This is a genomic window from Clostridium sp. AM22-11AC (genome assembly GCF_003473545.1).
In the GTDB taxonomy this organism is placed as follows: domain Bacteria; phylum Bacillota; class Clostridia; order Lachnospirales; family Lachnospiraceae; genus Enterocloster.
Genome location: NZ_QUCM01000002.1, coordinates 250,578 through 272,449 on the forward strand (window position 1 = coordinate 250,578; position 21,872 = coordinate 272,449).

19 protein-coding genes and 1 other annotated feature are annotated in these 21,872 nt (G+C 36.6%); all 19 genes read left to right on the forward strand.

What is annotated here, in order from left to right; genetic code table 11:
• Window positions 1-15: 15 nt before the first annotated feature.
• Window positions 16-531, forward strand: coding sequence for a transcription termination/antitermination protein NusG (gene nusG / locus DW251_RS03845; protein ID WP_021869487.1), 516 nt, complete (start codon window positions 16-18; stop codon window positions 529-531).
• An 80-nt stretch (window positions 532-611) separates the two neighbouring features.
• Window positions 612-1,037, forward strand: a complete 426-nt coding sequence (gene rplK, locus DW251_RS03850) for a 50S ribosomal protein L11 (protein WP_118300280.1) — start codon at window positions 612-614, stop codon at window positions 1,035-1,037.
• 67 nt (window positions 1,038-1,104) lie between these two features.
• Window positions 1,105-1,800 carry a 50S ribosomal protein L1 gene (gene rplA, locus DW251_RS03855; RefSeq protein WP_021869485.1) on the forward strand — a complete coding sequence of 232 codons (696 nt, stop codon included), beginning with the start codon at window positions 1,105-1,107 and terminating at the stop codon, window positions 1,798-1,800.
• Between the two features lie 159 nt (window positions 1,801-1,959).
• Window positions 1,960-2,097, forward strand: a sequence feature (ribosomal protein L10 leader region).
• 55 nt (window positions 2,098-2,152) lie between these two features.
• Window positions 2,153-2,653 (forward strand): 50S ribosomal protein L10, encoded by a 501-nt coding sequence (gene rplJ / locus DW251_RS03860; protein WP_021869484.1) that lies wholly within the window; start codon window positions 2,153-2,155, stop codon window positions 2,651-2,653.
• A 103-nt stretch (window positions 2,654-2,756) separates the two neighbouring features.
• The gene (gene rplL, locus DW251_RS03865; RefSeq protein WP_021869483.1) at window positions 2,757-3,131 is read left to right on the forward strand and encodes a 50S ribosomal protein L7/L12; all 375 of its coding nucleotides are present in this window, start codon (window positions 2,757-2,759) and stop codon (window positions 3,129-3,131) included.
• A gap of 773 nt (window positions 3,132-3,904) precedes the next feature.
• Window positions 3,905-5,698, forward strand: coding sequence for an argininosuccinate lyase (locus tag DW251_RS03870; protein WP_118300281.1), 1,794 nt, complete (start codon window positions 3,905-3,907; stop codon window positions 5,696-5,698).
• A 122-nt stretch (window positions 5,699-5,820) separates the two neighbouring features.
• Window positions 5,821-7,011 (forward strand): hypothetical protein, encoded by a 1,191-nt coding sequence (locus DW251_RS03875; RefSeq protein WP_021869481.1) that lies wholly within the window; start codon window positions 5,821-5,823, stop codon window positions 7,009-7,011.
• A gap of 178 nt (window positions 7,012-7,189) precedes the next feature.
• The gene (locus tag DW251_RS03880) at window positions 7,190-8,857 is read left to right on the forward strand and encodes an AAA family ATPase (RefSeq protein ID WP_021869480.1); all 1,668 of its coding nucleotides are present in this window, start codon (window positions 7,190-7,192) and stop codon (window positions 8,855-8,857) included.
• 130 nt (window positions 8,858-8,987) lie between these two features.
• Window positions 8,988-10,580, forward strand: coding sequence for an O-antigen ligase family protein (locus tag DW251_RS03885; RefSeq protein WP_021869479.1), 1,593 nt, complete (start codon window positions 8,988-8,990; stop codon window positions 10,578-10,580).
• Window positions 10,505-11,782 (forward strand): hypothetical protein, encoded by a 1,278-nt coding sequence (locus tag DW251_RS03890; RefSeq protein WP_147352214.1) that lies wholly within the window; start codon window positions 10,505-10,507, stop codon window positions 11,780-11,782. The genes DW251_RS03885 and DW251_RS03890 overlap by 76 nt, the downstream gene beginning before the upstream one ends.
• 60 nt (window positions 11,783-11,842) lie before the next feature.
• Window positions 11,843-13,177 carry an exopolysaccharide biosynthesis polyprenyl glycosylphosphotransferase gene (locus DW251_RS03895; RefSeq protein ID WP_118300283.1) on the forward strand — a complete coding sequence of 445 codons (1,335 nt, stop codon included), beginning with the start codon at window positions 11,843-11,845 and terminating at the stop codon, window positions 13,175-13,177.
• Entirely contained in the window at window positions 13,174-14,301 is a 1,128-nt protein-coding gene (locus DW251_RS03900; RefSeq protein ID WP_118300284.1) for a glycosyltransferase family 4 protein, read from the forward strand. Before DW251_RS03895 ends, DW251_RS03900 begins: the two co-directional genes overlap by 4 nt.
• Before the next feature lie 35 nt (window positions 14,302-14,336).
• Window positions 14,337-15,764 (forward strand): ABC transporter permease, encoded by a 1,428-nt coding sequence (locus DW251_RS18065; RefSeq protein ID WP_207663350.1) that lies wholly within the window; start codon window positions 14,337-14,339, stop codon window positions 15,762-15,764.
• Window positions 15,765-15,785: 21 nt separating this feature from the next.
• Window positions 15,786-16,520, forward strand: coding sequence for an ABC transporter ATP-binding protein (locus DW251_RS03910; RefSeq protein WP_347474613.1), 735 nt, complete (start codon window positions 15,786-15,788; stop codon window positions 16,518-16,520).
• The gene (locus DW251_RS03915; RefSeq protein WP_118300285.1) at window positions 16,517-17,500 is read left to right on the forward strand and encodes a glycosyltransferase; all 984 of its coding nucleotides are present in this window, start codon (window positions 16,517-16,519) and stop codon (window positions 17,498-17,500) included. Before DW251_RS03910 ends, DW251_RS03915 begins: the two co-directional genes overlap by 4 nt.
• Complete coding sequence (locus DW251_RS03920) at window positions 17,472-18,479, forward strand: glycosyltransferase (RefSeq protein WP_182433571.1); 1,008 nt, start codon at window positions 17,472-17,474, stop codon at window positions 18,477-18,479. The genes DW251_RS03915 and DW251_RS03920 overlap by 29 nt, the downstream gene beginning before the upstream one ends.
• 26 nt (window positions 18,480-18,505) lie before the next feature.
• The gene (locus tag DW251_RS03925; protein WP_118300287.1) at window positions 18,506-19,714 is read left to right on the forward strand and encodes a glycosyltransferase family 2 protein; all 1,209 of its coding nucleotides are present in this window, start codon (window positions 18,506-18,508) and stop codon (window positions 19,712-19,714) included.
• Window positions 19,704-20,723, forward strand: coding sequence for a glycosyltransferase (locus DW251_RS03930; protein WP_243034871.1), 1,020 nt, complete (start codon window positions 19,704-19,706; stop codon window positions 20,721-20,723). Before DW251_RS03925 ends, DW251_RS03930 begins: the two co-directional genes overlap by 11 nt.
• 32 nt (window positions 20,724-20,755) lie before the next feature.
• Complete coding sequence (locus DW251_RS03935) at window positions 20,756-21,805, forward strand: 6-hydroxymethylpterin diphosphokinase MptE-like protein (RefSeq protein WP_182433572.1); 1,050 nt, start codon at window positions 20,756-20,758, stop codon at window positions 21,803-21,805.
• The last annotated feature ends 67 nt before the right edge of the window (window positions 21,806-21,872 follow it).

The window sequence follows — 21,872 nt, forward strand, 5'->3', positions numbered from 1 at the left end:
GGCGAGGGTGATTGTATGTCAGAAGCACATTGGTATGTAGTCCATACCTACTCAGGTTATGAAAACAAAGTCAAGGTCGACATTGAGAAGACAATTGAAAACAGAAACCTTCAGGATCAGATCCTTGAGGTATCCGTGCCCATGCTTCCTGTTGTAGAACTGAAGAATGGCGTGGAGAAAAAAGCCGACAAGAAAATGTTTCCGGGTTATGTGCTGATCAACATGGTCATGAACGATGACACATGGTACGTAGTACGCAACACCCGAGGCGTTACAGGCTTTGTTGGTCCGGGCTCTAAACCAGTTCCTCTGACAGAAGAAGAAATGGCAAGCCTCGGATTTATGAAGGAAGACGTCTTAGTCGACTTTACATTGGGAGATATGGTAACAGTTATCTCCGGTGCATGGAAAGATACAGTTGGTGCTATTAAGGCGATCAACGAAAGTAAACAGACCATCACTATCAATGTAGAAATGTTCGGTCGTGAAACACCGGTCGAACTGGGATTTGCAGAAGTAAAGAAAATGTAAAATGGATCAGCTTTTGCGCAGCAGAAGCTGGTGGGAGGGACATTCCCGACAATACCACATAATTTTAGGAGGTGCCTAAGATGGCAAAGAAAGTAACAGGATATATCAAATTACAGATTCCAGCAGGCAAGGCTACACCAGCACCACCAGTTGGACCAGCTCTTGGTCAGCACGGTGTAAACATCGTACAGTTTACCAAAGAGTTCAACGCTAGAACAGCAGACCAGGGAGATATGATCATCCCTGTAGTTATTACCGTATATGCGGACAGAAGCTTCAGCTTCATCACCAAGACCCCGCCAGCAGCAGTTCTGATCAAGAAGGCTTGCGGTTTAAAGAGCGGTTCAGGTGTTCCTAACAAGACTAAGGTAGCTGTATTAAAGAAGGCTGACCTGCAGAAGATCGCAGAGACCAAGATGCCAGACTTAAACGCTGCCAGCCTTGAGGCTGCTATGAGCATGGTAGCTGGTACTGCAAGAAGTATGGGCGTTACCATCGAAGAGTAATTAATACCGTATATATGAACGTGGGAGGGAGATTCCCCCGTCAATACCACTAGGAGGTTATTTTATAATGAAAACAGGAAAAAGATATGCAGAGGCTATGAAGAACGTAGACCGTGCTGCACTTTACGACGTAGCAGATGCAATCTCTATCGTTAAGAAGAACGCTTCTGCAAAATTTGACGAGACTGTAGAACTTCATATCAGAACAGGATGTGACGGACGTCACGCTGATCAGCAGATCCGTGGAGCTGTTGTTCTTCCTCACGGAACAGGTAAGACTGTTCGTATCTTAGTATTCGCTAAGGGTGCAAAGGCAGACGAGGCACAGGCAGCTGGCGCAGATTTCGTAGGCGCTGAGGAACTGATCCCAAGAATCCAGAACGAAGGATGGCTGGATTTCGACGTTGTTGTTGCTACTCCTGACATGATGGGCGTTGTTGGTCGTCTGGGTCGTGTACTTGGACCTAAGGGCTTAATGCCAAACCCAAAGGCTGGTACCGTAACCATGGACGTAACCAAGGCTATCAAGGAAATCAAAGCTGGTAAGATTGAGTACAGACTTGACAAGACAAACATTATCCACGTGCCAGTAGGAAAAGCTTCCTTCACCGAGGAGCAGTTAGCGGACAACTTCCAGACGCTTATGGACGCTATCTTAAAGGCTAAGCCAAGCACCGTTAAGGGCGCATACTTCAAGAGCGTAGCTCTTACATCCACCATGGGCCCAGGCGTTAAGCTGAACGTAGCTAAGCTTGCAAACTAATCAGGTGTCCTGAATAGAAAATGAGGCTGCAGAGAATTTTGGTTCTCTGTGGCCTTTTTGCTTTCGTGTTCTCCCGTCCATGACGGGAGATGAAAAAAGTTAAAAAAATACAATTTGTTGCAAAAATCTCTTGACATTCATGCACAGATATGTTATTTTATTATGCGTGTTGAATGCCCTGAGACAGCAGGTACCGTAAGGTGTAAGCTTAAAACGCCTGCCGAGGAACATACAAAGCTCTAATGAGATTTTGCATACCTCTCTGTCATTGCGGCAGGGAGGTTTTTTTATAAGATCGTTTCCTTGCTATGACGGTTTTCAATACGAAATAATATAAGGAGGTAAACCATTCATGGCAAAAGTTGAATTAAAGCAGCCAGTAGTAGACGAGATCAAGGCAATGCTGGACGGCGCTGTAGGTGCAGTTGTTGTTGATTACCGTGGTCTGACTGTAGAGCAGGATACAAAACTGCGTAAACAGTTAAGAGAAGCTGGAGTTTCTTATAAGGTATATAAGAACACTCTGATCAAGCGTGCAGCAGAAGGAACCGAGTTCGCAGCTCTGGATCCACATCTGGAAGGACCTACAGCATTAGCTGTATCTAAGGATGATGCTACAGCACCAGCTAGAATTCTGGCTGAATTCGCTAAGACCGCTCCTAAGCTGGAACTGAAGGCTTCTGTAGTTGAAGGAACCTACTATGATCAGGCTGGAACCCAGGTTATCGCAACCATTCCATCCAGAGAAGTTCTTCTTGGAAAGCTGCTTGGAAGCATCCAGTCCCCAATCACCAACCTGGCTCGCGTACTCAATCAGATCGCAGAGAAAAATGGTGGTGCAGCAGAGGCTTAATCTGCAAAATGAATTTGTGGCTCTTTTATCCGCATAGTCCGGAAAAAGCAGCCTGAAACACAGATCCTATCGAAAAATAAATTTTAAACAGGAGGAAATTAAAATGGCAAAGTTAACAACCGCTGAGTTTATCGAAGCTATCAAGGAATTATCCGTATTAGAACTGAACGATTTAGTAAAGGCATGTGAGGAAGAGTTTGGCGTATCTGCAGCAGCAGGCGTTGTAGTTGCAGCAGCAGGTGCTGGCGCAGCAGCAGCTGAAGAGAAGACCGAATTCGACGTTGAGCTGACCGAAGTTGGACCAAACAAGGTTAAGGTTATCAAGGTTGTTCGTGAAGCTACCGGTTTAGGCCTGAAGGAAGCTAAGGACGTAGTTGATGGCGCACCAAAGGTATTAAAGCAGGGCGCATCCAAGGAAGAAGCAAACGATATCAAGGCAAAGTTAGAGGCAGAAGGAGCAAAGGTTACCCTGAAGTAATCAAAGCTTACTGTACAGACTTATATTTAGATATGAGCGCTTTTCAGAACCCACAGTACTGTGAAAACAGACTGTGGGTTCTTTTTTTCTTTTACACAGTTATTTCAAAATAGCTGTTTGTGATGTCATTTACCTTATATTCTTTTTATATTTGTAAGTACTTCCAAAAGTACAATAATATGGTTGCATATTTCGAAAAAATAGTATATATTAGTTGAGGCTCGATGAGCTGATAAGTAAAAAAGATAAATATAAAAGTGTACAACATACTATTGGAAAAAGACCCCAGGCCAAGGAGCAAACGACTAATCATAAGGCAGCTCCTCTACCTGGGGTCTTTTTAGGGGAAGAGAGTATTTTATATACGGGAAAAAACATCCGGCGCTGTTGCGCATCGGGTGTTTTTTCTTGTTATGCGTATTTATAATAGGAAGAAACAGGTTCGGATCCAGGATGAAGCCTTTAAGGATAAAACACGTTACATGTACAGATATAAATACAAAAACAGCATAAAACTGTACTTTTGTAATAATTACGTAAGAAAAATCACAGGTAAAAGTTATGGCTTTTTTTCGGAAATTATAATATACTATGAACTGTGATGGAGAGGTTATTCATCCGGGACAAATTATCAATATTCTCCAGAAAAAGGAGAAAATGCAAAAAATGCAAAAAAACTATTGATAATTTTCCTTATCAGAAGTATAATCTACTCGTAATGCAATAAGGAATTTCAAAAAGTATTTCAAAAATCAAAGGAGAGTGCATTCATTATGAAGAAGCAGACAAAATTAGTTGCTGTATTATCAACAGCAGCACTGCTTGCTATCGGTGCATCTATGACATCTTTCGCAGCTACAGGCTGGGCAGAAGAAGATGGAACATGGGTATACTATGATAGAAACGGTGACAAAGTAACAGATAAGTGGGCTAAGTCCGGTAACAACTGGTATTACTTAGACAGCAACGGTGAGATGGCTGTAGATCAGCTGATCGAAGACGGTGACAACTACTACTATGTTGACGTAAACGGCGTTATGGCAGCTAACCAGTGGGTAGCTATTGATAACGAAGATGCTGGCGATGATGATGAGCCAGAGCATTACTGGTACTACTTCCAGGCTAACGGCAAGGCTTTAAAGCAGGGTGACTCTGATACCGTTTCCTTAAAGACTGTAAATGGTAAGAAGTACGCATTCGATGATGAAGGCAAGATGCTGTACGGTTGGGTTTCTTCCGATAACGCTGAGCGTATCGACAATACCGATGATGACGCATTCAAAGATGGCGTTTACTACTTCGGTGGTGAAGATGACGGTGCTATGACTACTGGTTGGTTACTGATCGACGTTTCTTACGACGAAGCAACTAATGATGATTACAAGTACACCGCTCCAACATTCAATGATGATGATGATCAGACTCGTTGGTTCTACTTCAAGTCCAACGGTAAGAAGCTCTATGCTGATAACGGTGAGAGAACCAAAGATAAAACTATCAACGGTAAGAAGTACGCATTCGATGAGTACGGTGCAATGGTAGCTGAGTGGTCTCTGGATGAAGACGATGAGAAGAAGGCTTCTGATACTGAAGCCCAGGAAGCAGCTTCTACTGCAAGCACCTCCGAAGCTTGGGAAGGCAACGGCAAGTATGCTAAGTATACTCAGGCATGGAAGTACTACAACAGCGTAGAAGACGGTTCCCGTGTAAGCAAGGGCTGGTTCAAGGTTGTTCCTGCTGAAATGCTGAACAAAGAGAAATATGATGATGACGAAGAGTCCTGGTACTATGCAGATGGTTCCGGTAACCTGTACGCAGGTGAATTCAAGACCATCAAAGGCAAGAAGTACGCATTCCGTAACGATGGCCGTATGTTAACCGGTCTTAAGTTCATCAAAGAAGGCGATGAAGACTTCGCTGACGTTAAGGCTGATGATGATGATAGCAGACCATTCGATAACGAAGACGATTTCTTTGACAACGCAATTGAATTCTATGAGCCAAACGGTTACAAGTGCTACTACTTCGGTGGCGGCGATGACGGTGCTATGAGAACCGGAAAGACCACTATCAACTATGATGGTGAGAATACAAGCTTCTACTTCGAGAAGTCTGGCGGTAAGAAGGGTGCTGGTGTAACTGGTGAGAAAGATGACAAGCTGTATCAGTCCGGTATGCTGTTAAAGGCTGACTCCGATGACAAGTACATCGTTGTTGATAAGGCTACCAAGACTGTTAATGGCAAGACCGTTGTTACCTACGACAAATTAGATGATGCTAAGGACTTCATGGATCAGGATGACGTAGTTGCAACCAATCTGCTGGAAAACACTACTGCTGATACCCGTGTAAACATCGGAAACAACAGCAACAAGAAAGCTGAAGATCTGACTGAAGCTTATAAGATCAGCTTTACTCAGTCTGATGAAGATGTTAAGCATGAATACGTTCTTGTAAATACTTCTGGTAAGGTAATTGACAGCAAGGGCAAGAACAAAGATGGTAACGATTACTACTATGTAACCGATAGCAAGGGCGTTATCACCAATGTATATGTAGAGAACTAATTATCAAATACATAGTCTCTAGTATAACTAAAAATTAAGGGGGAAGCGTTATAGCTGATGTAATTATATATTAGCTATAACGCTTTTCTTTTATAATCAAAAACTGCCAAGGAGGTAATCCCATGTTAAAAAAACATTTATTAACTGTAGGACTTGCTGTATTGCTGGCAACGACCAGCTCTGTACCTATTTTTGCAGAAACAACATCCACCACTTCCACAACAACCACAATGGAAAACTGCGGTGCTTATTTATTTGAGTGGCGTCCTATTGATTGTGGAAACGGTAATTATTTTGCTATTCTTGTAGGTGGAAATACACTTCAGGAAAGCAACGTGATTTTAAACCGTGGATATGATTATGCCTATACTTTTGATCCTATGACTTATCAACGTCCCTGGGGAACGGTTCCAGATCTGGTAAACGTGGATGGGAAATGGGGTATCCCTGAAAACTGGTCTTCTATGCCTCAGGATAGTCAGCCAGTAATGCAGATTGTTTTGAAAACAAACTATAAAACATTAAGTACTGATAAGCGTTATGTTAATGTAGTTCATCTTCCTTCCAACATAGACTCATCTACTCTTCCATCTGAAGTACGTAAATATCTGATTAATGTAGACGGTTCCGATGCAGGCGCCTACACCGACACTATAACTCCTGGTTGGCAGGACCTGGAAGATGGCACCGTTAAATATATGAAACCTGACGGCACTTATGTATCAAATGGCTGGCTGCAGTTAGATGATAAGAAGTACTATATGGATGAAAATGGTGTAAAATTAACCGACACAATTACTCCGGATGGGTATTATGTAAATATAAATGGTGAAAAAACTTCTTATATGCCTGGTTGGTTTAAAGACGGTGACAATTGGCGATACATTCTAAAAAATGGATACTATGCTCAAAACGGCTGGCTTCAAGATCCTGCGACACAGAAATACTACTATTTTAATATGGCTGCTATTATGGAAGCAGATACTACTACCCCAGATGGTTATTATGTAGGAGCTGATGGTGCCTGGGACGGAAATGCATCCACAAAAAATACTACTGAAGAAAAAAATCTTGGACCTGGCGTAGACAAGGGCTGGGAGCCAGTAGATACCGGCTGGAAGTTCAAACAGGAAGATGGAACCTACCTTACCAATTCCTGGAGACAGGACAGCAACGGTAAGTGGTATTACCTGAATGAAGATGGCTGGATGCTAAAAAATGCTAACACACCAGACGGTTACCATGTAGATGCTAATGGTGTATGGGATGGTGACGCTGCAACTGAAAGTGAAAGCGAAGAAGCAGCTGAATAATTGATTTGAAATATTTGATGTTTTATATTTACTGCAGGATCATAATTATTTTGGTCCTGCAGTTTTCGCATATTCGGACTATAATATATAGGTGCTTATTTCTTGTTCGTCCTTAAAATTCATGTTATTATTAAATGGTAGCAGGCTTATATAACAATATTAGAAGGGAACTGCATCGATGAAGAATTTGAATATTCCTGTTGGCGTTTCAGATTTTGAAAAGATCCGAAAAAATGAATATTACTATATTGATAAATCTGGTTTGATTGAAGATCTTTTAAAAAGAACAGCAGAAGTAACATTAATTACTCGTCCACGTCGTTTTGGTAAAACCTTAGGCATGAGTATGCTGGCGAACTTCTTTGATATCAGAAAAAACAGTAAAGAAATATTTGAGGGATTGGAGATCTGTGATCATCAAACTCTTTGCAGCGAATGGATGAATCAGTATCCAACAATTTTTGTTTCATTTCGACAGGTAGATGGACTGAACTTTAATGGAGCCTATGACATGCTTACAATGGTCATTTCAGAATTGTACAAAGAACATCTATATCTGCTAGACAGTGATAAAATAAGCGAATACGATAAAGAGCTTGCCAGGCAATTAATACAGGGTGTTGCTTCTGCAAAGGATATAAAAAGCAGCTTATTATTTTTAACAAGATTAATGCAGCAATATTATGGAAAGAAGGCAGTTCTTCTTATAGATGAATACGATGTTCCTGTAGCTAAAGCAAGCAGTCATGGCTATTACAAAGAAATGCTTGATGTTATGAAAGGTTTAATGCTGGCATTAAAGGACAATACATCTCTTTGCTTTGCAGTGATCACAGGATGTTTAAAAATTGCAAAGGAAAGCATTTTTACAGGAACGAACAACTTTGTTTCTGATACGATTACAGATTCGCGGTTAAATGAATACTTTGGCTTTGTACAAAGTGAGATTGATCAGATGCTTAAAGATGCAGACGCAATGGAGTATGCTCTAAATATAAAAAAATGGTACGATGGCTATCATTTTGGAGATTATGATATTTATTGCCCATGGGATGTAATGAACTATCTTTTTGAACTTCAGCACAATCCAAAAACAAAACCTGTCAGTTATTGGAAAAATACCAGTGACAATGCAATTATCAGGTCGTTTATTGACTATGCAGGCAGTACCATTACACAGAAATTGGAAGTGCTGATGGCAGGTGGATATATTATCCAACGCATAGATGAAAATTTAACGTACGACTATTTACATTCTTCTGAAGACAATCTTTGGAGCATGTTGTATTTAACTGGATATTTAACTAAATTACGTGAAAATGATTATGAGGGTGAATTGCTCGAAGGAACAATGGCACTAATCATCCCCAACGCTGAAATAAAAGAAATTTTTGAAACGACCGTTATTAAATGGTTTGATGACAGTGCAAAAAAATGGAATAGAAATGCTTTGTTTGATGCGGTTTGGAATGGTGACAGTGAGCGCATCACAAAAGAAATGAATTCTCTTTTGCGGCGTACAATCAGTTACCATGATTATAAAGAGGATTTTTACCATGCTTTTCTTGCAGGTATCTTTACAGGCGCCGGATATATGGTGGACTCTAATAAAGAACATGGCGAAGGGCGGAGTGATGTGGTCGTTTACGATTTTATCAATGCACGTGTAGCTATTTTTGAAGCAAAATATACGAAAGTTCTGGATAATTTGGAAAATGAATGTGATATTGCATTACAACAGATCAATGATCGAATGTATGCTAAGGAATACGAAGATGATTATGATGAGATTTTATGCTATGGGATTTCATTTTTCAAAAAGCGATGTATGGTAAGAAAGAAATAAAATAATTGCTCCTTTTAATACTTTTCCGTATTGCGAGGTGGAAGGGGATACCATTGATTTATACTATTTGAAATGTTATACTTTATGCAAAATTACGCATTAAATTAAGAAAAAGTGAGGGCTATCCTTTATGAAAGAAACAAACACAACTGCCTGGTTTCAGTCACTTGAAAAGGCTTTAGGAAAACTGGCAGCAATTGCAGCAGTGGTTATTTTGTTGATTTTTCCATTGTATGTAAGAGATTTTTATTTTGATATATTAAATGCAAAATATCAATTTTATTATATTACAATGTTAGCAGTACTCATTATAGCATTCATTATATTTGTTTTTCATGTTATTCAGGATTTCAGATATGAGGATGGGAAAAATGTAAAGGTAATGTTTCGCAGCTTTTCTATTAAAAAAATGCCTTTATCTCATAGCTTTGCCAGTATATTTCTGATCGTATGCATTATATCTACATTGCAGTCACAGTATTTATACGAATCATTTTGGGGAAATGAGGGAAGATACACGGGACTGTTTTTATTGGCTATTTACGTGATCACTTTTCTTTTTATCAGTAGATTTTTGAAATTAAAGAAAAGATATTTGAATTTGTTTTTGGTTGCAGGAATGTTGGCGTGTATATTCGGAATTACCGACTATTTTAAATTAAATCTCTTTCATTTCAAGGATGAATTAGTAGCTGCTGATTGGCCTGTTTATACATCTACATTTGGGAATATTAATACGTATAATGCATATGTAGCCTTAGTGATTGGCTGTTGCGGGGCATTATTTATTGATGCAGAAACGAAGAAAGAAAAAATATGGTATTTTATCTGCTATCTGATCGCGTCTTATTCATTGATCACAGGTGGAAGTGATAATGCATATCTGGCATTGCTTGCACTGTTTGGTTTCCTGCCTTTCTGGGCATTTAGAACCTGGAAAGGTGTAGAAAAATATTTTGTTATGTTATCTTCATTTGCAACTATAACCTACATAGCCGGACTGATCCATAATCATATGGGAAACAGAGTTGAGATACTGGAAGGTGTTTTCAGTGTTGTGATCCGTTCTCGTCTGCTGGTGTTTGCAGTTGCGGGATTATGGTTGTTAACAGTTATTTTGTATGTAATAGAGGCAGCTGCAAAGGAAAGAATATATAAGTTAGGAAAACTTCCAGTGTATATCTGGACTGTATTGGCTGCAGTTATTATATTGGCAGTCGGATATGTACTTTATGATGCCAATGCAGGCGGACATGCAGATAAGTATGGAAGCGTCCAGAGATATGTTCATTTTGATGATGACTGGGGAACACAAAGAGGTATGGTCTGGAGACTGGCTCTGGATGATTATAAAAATGAATTTACATGGAATGAAAAGGTTTTTGGTTATGGACCGGAAACGTTTGGTATTATGACGCATCAGTGGAATAATGATGAAACCATTGCGAAAACCACTGTAATTTACGATAATGCACATAATGAATATCTTCAGTATTTTGTAACTATTGGACCGATTGGAGTGCTTTCTTATGTGGGAATATTAATTTGCGCCTGCATAGAAATGAACAGAAGAAAAGAAAAATCTCCTTATGTGTTAGGCTGTTTCTTTGCAGTGTTATGCTATGCTGTACAGGCAACTGTTAACTTATGCGTGCCGATTGTTGCGCCGATCATGTGGATGTTGATGAGCGTTGGAACAGCTCAGAGCGAGGACGAGGAATGACACAGGCTGCTTTCTTATTATTTGTATTTTTAAAACAGTTTTATATAAAAAGTTCGGGCAGTATTGGAATTGCGGATCTGTGTATAGCTTTTTGCGTGATATTTCTTGTTTTAGATATAGTACGCGGAAAGAGAAAAATGCCTTCGGTGACAGACTTGAAAAGAGAAAAATTCTTAATTGCATTTCTGATCTGCGTAGTAATTATAAATCTGTTTTTTACTATTAAGGATCATTGTCGGGATTATGAACGATATACCTTATACTGGATTTTTAATGGGGCGGCCATATGGTGTTTCTTAGAATTGGCAGATAAAGACTTTTTAAAAAAGTTGAATGGGGTATGTAAGATCAATATTCTAACGCAGGCAGTTATATGGGTGCTTGGTTATGGAAGAGTATTTACAGAATATTGGGGACCAACCCGGTATATGGGTACCTTTAATGATCCTAATCAGTATGCATTTTATCTGTTTTGTATGATTTTATTAATCAGCTTGTATGCATGCAATTATGGGGACCGTACGGCCCCCATCTATTATTGTCTGGGTGTGTTTTTTATGAGTATATCCAAATCCACGGGCATTTTTTTAGGTTTGATGTTGTATACAGTAGGAATGGCGATATGGTTTTATGTAAGATATAGGAGTAAATGGAACATTCCCAGAAAAACAGAAATGACGTTGGGCGTGGTACTTATACTGGCAGCTATCGCAATAGTGATAAAAATTTTCCCAGGTCCGGATTTTAATCTTAAGAATACGGATTATACTATGCTTACCAGAATACAGGAAAAGATATGGAAAGTACTATATGGAGGCAATTCTACCATGCTTTCCGACCGGGGAATGGACCGGGTGGCATTGTATCCTAGATATTTATTGTTAGGAGCAGGAGAAGGTAATTTTAATCGTTTCCTGAAAGCCGCTCAACAAAATGAGATCCATTGCAGTTTTCTCAATATATGGTTTAGTTATGGTGTGATTCCAACTGTATTACTTTTAAAGTGGCTTTGGGAAAAAATGAGAAAAATTTCTGCTGTAGAATGGATAATTGCCGGTTCTTTAATAGTAGAAAGCTTTTTGCTGGTAAATTATCGTCAGCCATTCTTCTGGATGATCCTTTTATATGGCTATATACGGCAGAAGAATCAAGAAAAAACTGCTTCAACGTTGTCTTTTCAGCAGTCAGATGATATACTGTAAAATGGTTTATCAGGCGGAATATAAGATTACAAGCGAAATATAGATAGGAAATAAAGACTTATGAGGATAGATGAAAAATACAAACGACTGATCAAATGCTTCTTTTCAGTGGTTATGATCCTGCTTCTTACAGTAACATATCATCAGTTTTGGGTTCGTTATTATAATAAGATCATTTTGTATCCGTTTTACCGCAGAGGTATGTGGATGATGGCGGGAATTTACGCTGCTATGCTGATCTTCTTTATGAATGCGTATGGAGGTTTTAAAATCGGATATCTGAGAAAAGGAAATCTGATTTATTCCCAGGCATTGTCTTTGATATTTACGAATATTTTTACATACTTTCAGCTGTCTGTTCTGGATAAGAAATTATTCGAACCAAAGATGGTTTTAGTTATGACAGTAGCGGACGTGTTGATCGTATGGTGCTGGACGATGTTGTTTCAGCTTTTGTATGCAAATGCCTTTCCGCCAAGGAGAATGCTGCTGATTTCAGGAGAACGGTCTGATTATCATTTAATAGAAAAGATCAATGCCAGAGATGATAAATATATGATCTGTGAAACGATCAATTATCATATGGGTAAAGAGGCACTGATTGAGAAAATCCATCAGTATGATGCGATTATTGTTGGTGATATTCCTTCTCATGAAAGAAATGTAATAATCAAGTATTGTTTTGATCATTCGATTAGGACATACAGTGTTCCCAAAATATCTGATATTCTGCTTCGCAGTTCGGATGAACTGAATTTGTTTGATACACCATTATTATTGTCAAGAAATATGGGATTAAGCATTGAGCAGCAGTTTGTGAAACGTGTGATCGATATCATCGGATCTATGATAGGAATTATTATTACAATTCCGTTTTTTATTGTCATCGGACTGAGTATTAAGCTGACAGACCATGGACCAATTTTTTATACCCAGACACGTTTAACCAAAGATGGAAGACCCTTTAAAATTTATAAGTTCCGTACAATGATACAGAATGCAGAAAAAGACGGAATTCCACGATTGGCAGCAGAAGGTGATCCGCGTATTCTTCCTGTAGGACGTTTACTTCGCGCAACCCGTCTGGATGAACTGCCACAGGTACTTAACATCTTAAAAGGTGATATGTCTATTGTAGGTCCTCGTCCGGAGCGTCCGGAACTGGTAGAAGAATTTACTAATGAAATCCCAGAATTCCCGGACAGAATGAAAGTAAAAGCGGGTCTGACAGGTTATGCCCAGGTGTATGGAAAATATAATACTACACCGTATGATAAGCTGAAATTTGATCTTATGTATATTCGTAAGTATTCAGTTCTTTTAGATCTGAAACTTATTATTATGACACCGAAGATCCTGTTTTTGAAAGAAAGTACAGAAGGAGTGGAGAAATGAGAAAAGCTCTCCTGGTAACTCATGTAAGTGGGTTTGTGCCTCAATTTGAAATGAATAATGTACATATCCTTCAGAATATGGGATATGAGGTGCATTATGCCAGTAATTTCCATAATCCTTCTTATGGTGATGATAATAGTCGCCTGGAAGGAACAGGAATCATCTGTCATCAGATAGACTTTGAGAGAAGTCCTTTTAAACGGAAGAATATAACTGCGTATAGGCAGTTGAAAGAATTAATGGAAGAACATGAATTTGACCTGGTGCACTGCCACACCCCTATGGGTGGGGCATTAGCCCGTCTGGCAGCACATAATACCCATACAGGTCCGGTGATCTACACTGCTCATGGCTTCCATTTTTTTAAAGGAGCGCCACTTATAAATTGGATGATTTATTATCCGGTGGAATGTTACTTGTCTAGGTATACAGATGTTTTGATCTGTATTAATGTGGAAGATTATAAACGTGCGAAAAAGCATTTTTATGCCAAAAATGTAGTTCGGATCCCTGGAGTAGGACTGGATATTGAACGAATTGAAAGTACAATCGTAAATACCAATCAGAAAAAGGAACAGTTAGGAATTCAAAATGATGAATATGTATTGCTTTCAGTAGGAGAAATGACAGCGAACAAAAATCATGAATTGGTTTTAAGAGCATTAAAAAAATTGAATAATAAAAAAATCAAATATTTATTGTGCGGTCATGGAGAGGAGGAAAAAAAGCTTAAAAATTTAGTAACAGACTTACAGTTGAATGATCAAGTGCTTTTTTTAGGTTATAGAAAAGATGTTTTTGAAATTTATAGGATAGCAGATATATTTGTATTTCCATCAATAAGAGAAGGAATGCCAGTTGCTCTAATGGAGGCAATGGCAAGCAATTTACCGGTTATATGTTCTAATATTCGTGGAAACAGAGAACTTATAAAAAATGATTTTGGTGGCAGATTAATAGAAGGGCATAATATCGATGATTATGCGAGGGCAATAGCTGATTTGGCTGGTGATAGAGAGAAATGCTTACGTTTTGGCCAATATAATGCGTTAACAATTAGAAATTATGATAAAAGTAAGTCTCTAGAAATTATGAAACAGGTTTATAGAGAACTTTGTAAGTAAAAGTTTTTATTTAAGCAGGTATTTGGGAGATAGTTATGGTTAATCTTAAAGATAAAGTAAAAAAATTGACAGTGATTTATATTTGTTTTTTTGCAATATGTGCGTTATTTTATTTTGTAGCAGGAGATCAGATTCAGACGAAAAGAAGTGTTTCACCTCAGATCGTACCAGATGGAATTGTAGGAGAGTTGATAGATGGAGTTACGATCGACCAGGAATTTTTATGTAATCAGAAAAAGTTAGAAGCAATTTCACTGATGTTTACAAATTACATGAGAGAAAATACAGGAACAGTTAAGCTTGTATTAAAAGACAAGAATACCAATACAATTTTAGCTGAAACCAGTTTAGATGTCGCTGCTGTTACGCCGGATATGCAATATAATTGGAATATGGATCCTGTGGTAGATGATGTGGAAAACAAAGAGTTAATTTTGTCTATAATGTCAGATTCAAAATCAGGAGAGGGAATATCTGTATATTGTAATTCAACGTTGAATACAGGAGACAAAGCTTTATATAGAAATGGAGAAGCTATATCAGGGTGTCTTGCATTTCAAACCACACTTATATCAAGGTATTTTTTGGGCCAATATTTTTGGGTTATAATGGCTTCTTTTGCAATACTGTTTGGATGCTATTATGTTTATTCTTGTGTTGCAGCTACCAAAGGCAAATTTACTATTGGTATGGTGATGCATGGAGTATGGTGTAGATATGGTTTTTTGATCAAACAGCTTGTTTCTCGTGACTTTAAAACAAAATATAAAAGATCTGTATTGGGTTATCTGTGGAGTTTTTTAAATCCGTTGATGACTATGATGGTACAGTATATTGTGTTCTCTCAGTTGTTTCGGTCCAATATTGAAAATTTCCCAGTATATTTATTATCGGGCATCGTATTATTCAGCTTCTTTACAGAAAGCGTAGGCCAGGGATTAACGGCAATTTTGGCGAATGCATCATTGATCACGAAAGTATATGTGCCTAAATATATTTATCCTGTAACTAAGGTTGTATCAAGCTCCATTAATCTGTTTATTTCGCTGATCCCGTTGATGATAGTAGTATTATTGACTGGTCAGCGCATTACAAAAGCAATATTATTAATACCATTTCCGTTGATATGCCTGTTGATATTCTGTATAGGAATGACATTTATGTTATGTACATCAGAAGTATTTTTCAGGGATACTCAATATTTATGGGGGGTTGCAACATTAGCATGGACATATGCAACACCATTATTTTATCCAGAAAATATTATCCCAGATCGATTTAAGTTTATTCAGACTTATAATCCTATGTATCACTATATAAAATTTATAAGGATTATTTTGATAGATGGGGTATCACCTACACCAGAAGAATATTTATATTGTTTATTATTTTCATTTGGAACTTTAATTGTTGGTGCCTGGATATTTAAGAAATTCCAGAATCGTTTCGTATTGTATATATAAAATATAGAAGGGTTAAGACATATGACAATGATAGATGTGAGCCATGTGACAATGCAGTTTAACATGGCAAATGACAAGATCATTAGTTTGAAAGAAACTGTAGTTGCTTTATTAAGAGGAAAATTAAAATACAAGAAATTTACGGCATTGGATGATGTGAGTTTTTCTGTAGAACCGGGGGAAGTTGTAGGTATTATTGGAAAGAACGGTGCAGGAAAAAGTACATTATTAAAAATCATTGCCGGAGTATTACAGCCAACAAAAGGTAGTGTTTCAGCAAATGGAAAAATAGTCCCTATGTTGGAACTGGGATCTGGCTTTGACATGGAATTAAATGGTGTGGAAAATATTTATTTAAATGGGGCAATTTTAGGTTATACCAAAGAATTTCTGGATAGCAAATTTAAAGAAATCGTAGAATTTTCAGAGTTAGGTGATTTTATTAATATGCCTATACGTAACTATTCTTCAGGTATGATGGCAAGACTTGCATTTTCAATTGCAACAGTGGTAAAACCGGAAATCCTTATTGTAGATGAGATATTATCAGTAGGAGATGCGGGATTTCAGGCGAAAAGTCTGAAACGAATGATGGAATTAATGAGTGGTGGAACTACGGTGTTATTTGTTTCACATACATTAAAACAAATTGAAGAATTGTGTAATCGTGTAGTATGGCTTGAAGATCACAAAGTAAAAAAAGTTGGTGATGTAAAAGAAATATGTGAAGAATACAGAAGGATGTGGGAGTCATGAGCCAGGTAACAAGATGTTACAGAGGAATAAAAAGACGTTTAAAAAGAATTTTGACACCTAAAATTGATATTTATAAAGAATATAAAAGTGCTGTAAAAACTGGGAAGGCAGATAATTTAAAAGTAACAGCAGTAATCCCAAACTATAATTATGAAAGATTTTTAAATGAGCGGATCGATTCAATTTTGTTTCAGACGTATCCTGTAAATGAATTGATCATCTTAGATGACTGCTCTACTGATAAAAGTGTTGAATTGATTGAAAGCAGGATCCGTAATAATAAAACGGATATTCCAATCCGATTAATAAAGAATGGACATAATTCGGGAAGTGTTTTTGCACAATGGCAGAAAGCCTTTCAGGCTGCAACCGGGGATTATGTGTGGATTGCGGAAGCAGATGATAGCTGCAGTCCTTATTTTCTTGAGAATATTATGCCTGCATTTAAAGATAATACAATGGTGATCTCTTACTGTGAGTCATTGACTATAGATGAAAAAAATCGACTGTTGATGCAAGATTTGAGGGAATGGATTGATATATATGGTACAGGTAAGTGGGATACAGATTATGTCAATGATGGAATGAAAGAAGTTTCAGAGACAATGTGTATCAATAACACGATTGCCAATGCTTCAAGTGCGGTATTTAGAAAAGGCGATTATTACAATATAATGGAAGAAGCGAAACGCTATCGTCTGGCAGGTGATTGGTATACTTATATGGGTATATTGAGACTGGGAAAGATTTCTTATTGTAAACAATCGCTGAATTATCACCGGATGCAGGAAAAAAGCGTAACATTGACTACAAATGCACATAAAGAATTTGATGAGATTGTTTCATTGCAAAATTTTGCAATGAATTATTTTGATGTAAAAGAAGAGACAAAGGAATTAATTTATGAGAGACGCGCGAAAAAACGTAGACAGCTTGGTTTGCAGGGATATCATGCTGTCGATTATTGTTCCCGTATATAACACAGAAAAATATTTAGCAAAATGTTTAGATTCTATTATACAAGCATTAGAGAAGGTAGAGATCAAAACAGAAGTATTAGTTATTAATGATGGTTCTACAGATAATTCTAAAATTGTTATAGAAAAATATAAAAATGAACATCCTCAATTAATTGCAGCATATGATAAGCCAAATGGGGGATTGTCGGATGTGAAAAATTTTGGATTGGACCATGCAAAAGGAGAGTTTATTTCATTTATAGATTCTGATGATTTTGTAGATCCGGAAATGTTTTATGACATGATGAATGGCATAATGAATTCATCTGCCGATGCAGCTGTATGTGATATAAAATTAGTGTATGATGATAAAACAGAAAGAGTCTGGCCTTGTACTAATTCTGCAAAGACAGATGCTTTTGAGGCAGTGATCGATATGCCTATGATGGCCAGTTCATGTAATAAAATTATTAGAAAATCCTTATTTGATGGGATTTATTTTCCAAAAGGAATAAATAATGAAGATATTGCGGTGACACCCATTGTATTGGGGCGAACATCGAAAATTGTTATCATAAATAAACCGTATTATAATTATTATCAGCGCTCTGGTTCTATACAGAACGGAGAATTTAACGAAAGAAGATTTGCAATATTACAGACAGCTAGGTTATGCATTGATAATGCAGCAGTATTAGGAAAAGAAAAACAAAATATAATTAAAAACTCTTTATATGCTCATCAAATTCTGGCATTGGCATTGTACCCTGTTCGAGAACAAAAATTTGGAAAAAGATTAAAGCTATTAAAAGAGTACATGAGGCGTATACATAATACATTTCCGGATTTTTGGAGAAATATGGCGGTATTATCTTATGGGATGTATGATGGTAGAAATGAAAAAATATTTAAACAATTATCGATAAAACTGTTGAGTCATAAATGCTATTTTGGGGTTAGTTGTTTCTGGTCTATAGTAAATATGATCTTAAAAGTTTGATCACTGAATGTTGGAAGGATAAGTTTATGGAGCATTTAGTAAGTATAGTAGTGCCAGTATATAATGCAGAGAGATATCTTTGTACGAGCATTCATGCGTTGCAAAAGCAGGACTATTCTAATATTGAAATTATTTTAGTAGACGATGGCTCAAAAGATGCGTCTCCGTCTATTTGCGATTCGTTTGAAAAGGAAGATAAGCGAATTAGGGCTATACATAAGACAAATGGAGGAGTTAGTTCTGCGAGAAATGCAGGTATAGAAGCAGCAACTGGAAAATATATAATGTTTGTGGACAGCGATGATCTATGTGAAAGCAATATAGTTAGTCGTATGGTATTTTTGGCAGAACACTGGAATGTTAATTTTGTTATATGTGGATTTAGAACAGTAAATGATATAAAAAGTGCTTTAAATCCAATAAGACATGAGAATACATCAGAATTAGTGTATGCATTGTCAAAAAGTGAATTAATGAATTCTTTAGGATACATGATAATGAGAAGGCCTACTATGTTTGCGCCTTGGAATAAGTTATTTGACCTGGAGATCATACGTAAAAATAATATAAAATTTATACCTACAGTAAGCTATGGAGAAGATTTTTTATTTAATTTAGAGTATCTGAAATATTGCAATGGTGCTATAGAAACAAATGAAAAATTGTATAATTATATTTTACAAAATCCAGATTCGTTAGAAGCAAAATATAAGTCAGATTTATTTGAAAATCAGACAATGTTATATAAAGCTGCAAAACAGGTTATGATAGATAATTCTGTATATGAGGGAGATAATATATACAATTTAGACTGTTATTATGTACATAGGTTATTATATTGCATAGAACAACAGGATAATCTTCAAAATTATAGAACGAATACAGAACGCCAGGAATATGTTGCATCTTTTTGTAAAACAGAAGATGCGATCAATGCAGTCTATAATGCAAACTTAACAGGGGAACCTGCGCAAAGGATTTTTACCGATCTGATTAAAACAAGAAAATTTACAGAAGTATACGATGCAGTTATAAATTGCAAAAAGGGTATTGATGATGAAACTTATAAATTGAGATATGTCAGATATAAGATTCAAGATGACGGCCCTAATATAGTTGGAAGTAGACAAAAAATAAAATGGGTGTTTTATTCATTTAAATCAATTAAGAAGTATGGCTTAGTAATTACATTGAAAAGAATTTCAGGAAAAATAAACAGAAAGTTTGGAAGATAAAATGGCAGTTATAAGTGTGATTGTACCAGTCTATAAAGTAGAAAAATTCCTGGATCGCTGCATTAATTCTATTATACAGCAAACATTTACCAATTTGGAAATTATTTTGGTAGATGATGGTTCTCCAGATAGATCAGGTGAAATTTGCGATGAATGGAAAATGAAGGACAAAAGAATTCGCGTGATACACAAAGAAAATGGTGGTTTATCTGATGCGCGTAATAAAGGGTTGGATGTTGCAACTGGTGATTATGTAGCTTTTATAGATAGTGATGATTGGATTGATCCAGATATGTTTCAGCTCTTATATGATGCAACACAGAAATACCAAGCAGATATTGCAGAATGTAGCTGGCGGTGTATTTATAGTGATCGAATCGAGGAAGAAACAGATAATACAGGAGAGTATATTGTTGGGGACAATGTATTTGCACTGCATGGAGAAATTCAATGGAAATATTTTAAACCAATCGCATGCAACAAAATTTATGATAAAAAGATATTTGAAAATATAAGATTTCCTGTAGGTAAGCTTCATGAAGATGAGTTTACTACACATTTGGCATTTTATAATGCTCGCAAGTTAGTATATATTGATGTTTCAAAGTACAATTATGATCGGACAAGAGAGGAAAGTATTACGGCATCTTTTAGGGAAAAAAATCTGGATGTAATAGATGCGTTACAAAGTCGTCTGGATTTTTTCTATGAAAAAGGGATTGTAGAATTGCAGACAGAAATGGAAAATATGTATTTCTGCGTGTTACTGGATCGGTTGTATAAATGTTATTTATATGGAATAAAGACAGATCGTGTAAGAAAAATAATCTATGATACAAATGAAAAGTATTTTTTGAATATGGAATTGCCCTTAAATCCAAATTATAAGTATGAATTATCTATGTTAAAAATATCATATAATGTATTTATATTATGCAGGAAATATAAATGGTTTAATAAGCTGGTCCGTAAGATGCGTTTTATTATGTATGGTAATGTATGTAACTAAATGATGATTTTAGGTAGAGGATGATTATAGAAATGCTTAAAAATATTTGGCCTATAAATAAATTATATAATTTATCAGATCGTGTATATCAATTAAAAAGTCAATATTTAGAATTATGCGAAGCAAATGAAAAGCTGCAAAAAGAAAATGAGAGTTTAAACAAAAAACTTCAGGTATTAGAAGAAAAGAATAATAAACTTGAAGAAAAAAATAATGAATTTAGTTTAGAGTTTGCCAGTTATAAAAAAGAAGCCAGTGATTATGACTGGTTTTCAAAATTTGGTTATGACCGGATGATATCAGATCTGCAGATGAGTTGTGTAGAAAATATATTGCCCGGAAACAGAGAACGCTTGGCAGCATTAAAAGATACCCATAAAGGAGAAAGTTGTTTTATTATCGGAAATGGTCCCTCATTAAAAGCTGAAGACCTGGAATTATTGAAAAACAATAATATTTTCTGCTTTGCTTCTAAACGTATTAATTTGATCTATGATAAGACTTCATGGAGACCGGATATCTGGGCTGCATCCGATCTGGATTATGTAGAAACCTATCTGGACGAAATTAAGGAAATGAAGGGTTATACAAAATTATTATGTGCACAGGTAATTACAAGACAAATGGGGATTGTGGATGATGCGGTTTATTATCCATTTGTCCAAATGGAAAGAAGACCACCGTGGTTTAATGCGGATATTATGCTTGGGGTACATTTCTGGGGAACGATCACATGCAAACTGATCAACTTTGCTGTATACATGGGATTTAAGAATATTTATCTTCTTGGAGTTGATAATAACTGGCCGGTGAGAAAAAATGAAGATGGAAAATATATGTATGATGTTAATGTAAAAAGCCATTTTGATGATTCTTATTTTGCAGGAGGATACTCAGAAAAGTTAGAAAAAAATATTAATGATATGATTAAATCAATAGAGTATATGGATGCTTCATATAAGAGTGTTAAATGGAACTGTGAACAGTTGGGAGTTAAAATATTTAATTCGACCCGTGGAGGAAAATTAGAAGAATTTCCAAGAATAAAAATAGAGGATGCAATAAATAAAATACAGTGCTAGATGACTCCAACTCGTAAGAGTTGGAGAACTTTATATTTTAGAATTAATTTTGATAACAGAAAGATTG

Excerpts from the sequence above, each read along its gene's own strand:
- DW251_RS03915 (WP_118300285.1), top strand. The coding sequence starts at position 16,517 with ATGAGCCAGGTAACAAGATGTTACAGAGGAATAAAAAGACGTTTAAAA.
- rplL (WP_021869483.1), top strand. The coding sequence starts at position 2,757 with ATGGCAAAGTTAACAACCGCTGAGTTTATCGAAGCTATCAAGGAATTA.
- DW251_RS03885 (WP_021869479.1), top strand. The coding sequence starts at position 8,988 with ATGAAAGAAACAAACACAACTGCCTGGTTTCAGTCACTTGAAAAGGCT.
- DW251_RS03880 (WP_021869480.1), top strand. The coding sequence starts at position 7,190 with ATGAAGAATTTGAATATTCCTGTTGGCGTTTCAGATTTTGAAAAGATC.
- DW251_RS03910 (WP_347474613.1), top strand. The coding sequence starts at position 15,786 with ATGACAATGATAGATGTGAGCCATGTGACAATGCAGTTTAACATGGCA.
- DW251_RS03895 (WP_118300283.1), top strand. The coding sequence starts at position 11,843 with ATGAGGATAGATGAAAAATACAAACGACTGATCAAATGCTTCTTTTCA.
- DW251_RS03875 (WP_021869481.1), top strand. The coding sequence starts at position 5,821 with ATGTTAAAAAAACATTTATTAACTGTAGGACTTGCTGTATTGCTGGCA.
- rplJ (WP_021869484.1), top strand. The coding sequence starts at position 2,153 with ATGGCAAAAGTTGAATTAAAGCAGCCAGTAGTAGACGAGATCAAGGCA.
- DW251_RS03925 (WP_118300287.1), top strand. The coding sequence starts at position 18,506 with ATGGAGCATTTAGTAAGTATAGTAGTGCCAGTATATAATGCAGAGAGA.
- DW251_RS03900 (WP_118300284.1), top strand. The coding sequence starts at position 13,174 with ATGAGAAAAGCTCTCCTGGTAACTCATGTAAGTGGGTTTGTGCCTCAA.
- DW251_RS03935 (WP_182433572.1), top strand. The coding sequence starts at position 20,756 with ATGCTTAAAAATATTTGGCCTATAAATAAATTATATAATTTATCAGAT.
- rplK (WP_118300280.1), top strand. The coding sequence starts at position 612 with ATGGCAAAGAAAGTAACAGGATATATCAAATTACAGATTCCAGCAGGC.
- DW251_RS03920 (WP_182433571.1), top strand. The coding sequence starts at position 17,472 with ATGCTGTCGATTATTGTTCCCGTATATAACACAGAAAAATATTTAGCA.
- nusG (WP_021869487.1), top strand. The coding sequence starts at position 16 with ATGTCAGAAGCACATTGGTATGTAGTCCATACCTACTCAGGTTATGAA.
- DW251_RS18065 (WP_207663350.1), top strand. The coding sequence starts at position 14,337 with ATGGTTAATCTTAAAGATAAAGTAAAAAAATTGACAGTGATTTATATT.
- DW251_RS03890 (WP_147352214.1), top strand. The coding sequence starts at position 10,505 with ATGCGTGCCGATTGTTGCGCCGATCATGTGGATGTTGATGAGCGTTGG.
- DW251_RS03870 (WP_118300281.1), top strand. The coding sequence starts at position 3,905 with ATGAAGAAGCAGACAAAATTAGTTGCTGTATTATCAACAGCAGCACTG.
- rplA (WP_021869485.1), top strand. The coding sequence starts at position 1,105 with ATGAAAACAGGAAAAAGATATGCAGAGGCTATGAAGAACGTAGACCGT.